The 3,122-nt window shown below is 66.8% G+C and carries 4 protein-coding genes; 3 read left to right on the plus strand and 1 reads right to left on the minus strand.

All coding sequences use genetic code 11. The features are described from left to right. Positions 1-406, plus strand: a 406-nt coding sequence (locus K8V11_RS00020; protein WP_303910013.1) for a sugar nucleotide-binding protein, incomplete at its 5' end; no start/stop codon positions are given. Further along, positions 403-1,023, plus strand: coding sequence for a YdcF family protein (locus K8V11_RS00025; protein WP_303910015.1), 621 nt, complete (start codon positions 403-405; stop codon positions 1,021-1,023). The genes K8V11_RS00020 and K8V11_RS00025, both read left to right, overlap by 4 nt. Positions 1,024-1,038: 15 nt before the next feature. Here the strand turns inward: K8V11_RS00025 and K8V11_RS00030 are convergent, their stop codons facing one another. Beyond that, complete coding sequence (locus K8V11_RS00030) at positions 1,039-1,878, minus strand: oxygenase MpaB family protein (protein ID WP_303910017.1); 840 nt, start codon at positions 1,876-1,878, stop codon at positions 1,039-1,041. 390 nt (positions 1,879-2,268) lie between these two features. Between K8V11_RS00030 and K8V11_RS00035 the strand changes: the two genes are divergently transcribed. Further along, on the plus strand, positions 2,269-3,051 hold the full coding sequence (locus K8V11_RS00035; RefSeq protein ID WP_303910018.1) for an SDR family oxidoreductase: 783 nt from the start codon (positions 2,269-2,271) through the stop codon (positions 3,049-3,051). Positions 3,052-3,122: the final 71 nt, after the last annotated feature.

The raw sequence follows: 3,122 nt of genomic DNA on the forward strand, positions 1-3,122 counted from the left end.
CGGCGGTGGCGACTTCGTCACCACGATGCTGCGTCTGGAATCCGAACGCGACACAGTCAATGTCGTCGACGACCAGTGGGGAAGCCCGACGTTTGCGTGTGACCTCGCCGAAGGGCTGCTGCGGTTGGCGGCACGACTGGCCTCCGGGGACGGCGCTCTCGAGGGGGCAGTTCTCAACGCCACCGGCGGAGGACGCGCCACCTGGCATGACCTCGCCGCGGAGGCCTTCGCGCTCGCCGGGGCTGATCGCGCCCGCGTGCTCCCAGTGGGAACCGACGAATTCCCGCGGCCCGCGACGCGACCTAGCTTCTCGGTCCTCGGCGACTCCGAATGGCGCCGCGCCGGACTTTTGCCTCTTCCGCATTGGCGGGACGGCCTGCGGCGAGCCTTCACCATGGCTCGATGAGCGAAGCCGCGCGGCGGGCACGGGCACAGACGGGGCGGGCCCGCCGACGTCGCCGCTTCGTGCGGGTTCTGCTCGTCATCGTGAGCGTCGTGGTCATTGTGTGGGCTGGGCTGGGCGCGTGGTTTCTGTCGGATAGGCATCGCTCCGAGCCGGCGAAGTCCGATGCGATCGTGATGCTCGCCGGCGCCGACGACGGGCGCCACGGCGTCGCCCGCGATCTACTCCGAGACGGCTATGCCCCCGAGCTCCTCGTGTCGAATCCCGACGCCGCCGGCAAGAAGAAGGCTGCCGAGCTGTGCAGAATGGAGGCGGCCGAATGTTTCTCGCCCATGCCGAAGACGACTGCAGGGGAGGTACGCGCGGTCCGGGAGATAGCGGAGGACGCCGAAGAATTCGGCGACGGGTGGGAGAGCATCATCGTCGTCACCAATAAACCGCATGCGGCCAGGGCGGGGGCGTTCTTCCGGAGGTGCCTGGAGGATGCCGGCGACGGCGGCGGGCCGATCACCGTGCGCGTAGTGAGTATCGAGGGGCTTGATATTTCGCGGCTGCCGATTCACGTGCTCCGCGAGACCGCGGGGTTCATCAAGGAAGCGACCGTCGCGGAGGCGTGTTAGCGCACGCCGCGTCTATTACGCGAAGTGGCGCGTGATCTGTAGGGCACTCGGAGCCGCGATCGGGCACGGAACATCCCATGCATGAGGGTCGAGATCCGACTGCGCCGATGTCGCCGGCATTTCGAACCTCGCCAGCGACGTAGACGACATGCACTCGGTGCCGAACAGGCGGCGCACGCTCACCGGGAGGACAGCGAAGGCTGCGTGCGAGACGCGCAGAAGACTGGCATCCTCCTCGTGAAGCAGCGCCTCGGCATACGCGCGCGACACGGCGGTCGGGTGCAGGCCGGTGACCTTGCCACGCATGTACGAGTTGAGTTCGACGAGGGATGCCGCGGGGCGCGGAACCCCGGAGAGCCGAGCGATCGGCGCCCAGCCTTGCACAGCCGATTCGGAGTCGAAGGGGAGCAGCGGGCGCTGCGCGTGGCCGCGGTTTGCGCCGAGCATCGCCCACAGCCGCGACTGGTGGGTCCACTCGAGCAGCGAACGGTCGGCGCCCCAGTAATACGAACCCGTTTCGTCGTATCCGCTGGCCGCCGAGTGCGCGTCCATCTGCTGGGAGATGACCACGACCCCATCGTCGACCGGACCACTGACGATGACGTGATGGGACTCCGCCGTGGACCGCACGGCCGCCCACGGCTTTTCCGCGAGCCCGAAATCGGTGAGAACCGCTGCGCTCGCCGGGTGCAGGGACCGCAAAAGAATGCCGGCGAGTTCGCCGATAAATGCCGAGGCATCGGAATGTAAACGGCTGACCGGATGGTCCTCGGAAAACCAACGAGGGCCGGGAACGAGTCGAACCGGGGGATGCGAGTCGGCCGAGCGCGAGAGGAAACCGGGGAAATCAGTCATGGAGATTCCGGCCTTCGATCGGGAAGCCCGATGAGCGTGCGCTGCGTGCTCCGTTCTGCGGTCCCTGGTGGTAGAGGCCACCAAGCACAATCGTCGCCGCCCTCATTCGCCGAGCCCAGTTCGCCGGGTGGAGTGGGGCATGCGCTGCCCGTGATTGTGCTGCTGATTGTGCTGCCTTGGGAAGTGGTAGCAACTGCGAAGGGGATAACTTTCGGCAAACTCAGATCTCGCTTGGGTGACTGGGTCGCGCATTACCCGCATATTTCCTCTGCTAACAATTGCATATCGGCAGGTGCCGTGTGGCGAAGCTCTCATTCGCCGCACTAGCGTGGACGACGTGTAGCGGTAATCTACCGCGTTCGAGCGACCGGATCGACGAGGGAGGCGCGCGTGGCGCAAGAGGATCAAAACAACACGGCCGGAAGGCGATTCGAGGGGCAGGTGGCGATCATCACCGGCGCGAGCCGGGGGATCGGCCTCGGCATCGCCCGGCGCCTCGTCTCCGAGGGAGCGAAGGTCGCCATCACCGCCCGTGGGGAGGAGGCGCTTGCCGCCGCGGTCGAGGAACTCGGTGCCGACAACGCAATCGGTATCCCCGGCAAGGCGCACGATCCGGACCACCAGGACGACGTCATCGCGAAGGTCACCGAGAGGTTCGGTCCCGTCGATCATCTCGTCAACAACACCGGCATCAACCCCGTCTACGGTGGTCTCCTCGATATCGACGTCGAGGTCGCGAAGAAGATCGCCGAGGTCAACGCGATCAGCGCCCTGCAGTGGACGAAGAAGGTGCACAAGGCGAGCCTCGGCGAGCGCGGCGGGAACGTCGTGTTCATCGGCTCGCTGGCGGGCATGCGCAATTCGCCGGGCATCGCGTTCTACGGGGCGTCGAAGGCCATGATCGCCCGGCTCGTCGAGGATCTCGCTGTCGAGATGGGGCCCAAGTGCAGGGTCAACGGGGTCGCGCCCGCCGTCGTCAAGACCAAATTCGCCACCGCGCTCTACGAGGGCCAGGAGGACCCGGCGGCGCCGTACCCGCTGAAGCGCCTCGGCGAGCCCGCCGACATCGCCGGACCGGTCGCGTTCTTGCTCTCCGAGGACGCCTCGTGGATAACCGGGACGATGCTGCCGGTCGACGGCGGCCTGCTTGCCGCGGGAGCCTCGCTTCTCTAGGCGAAGGTAGCGTAAGAGAGGTGAGCGGGCCGGCGAAGGGCCCGCGGGACGAAAGGATCGAATAATGCGTG

Origin of the sequence: Dietzia timorensis (assembly GCF_020742175.1) — a bacterium.
GTDB classification, from domain to species: domain Bacteria; phylum Actinomycetota; class Actinomycetes; order Mycobacteriales; family Mycobacteriaceae; genus Dietzia; species Dietzia timorensis_A.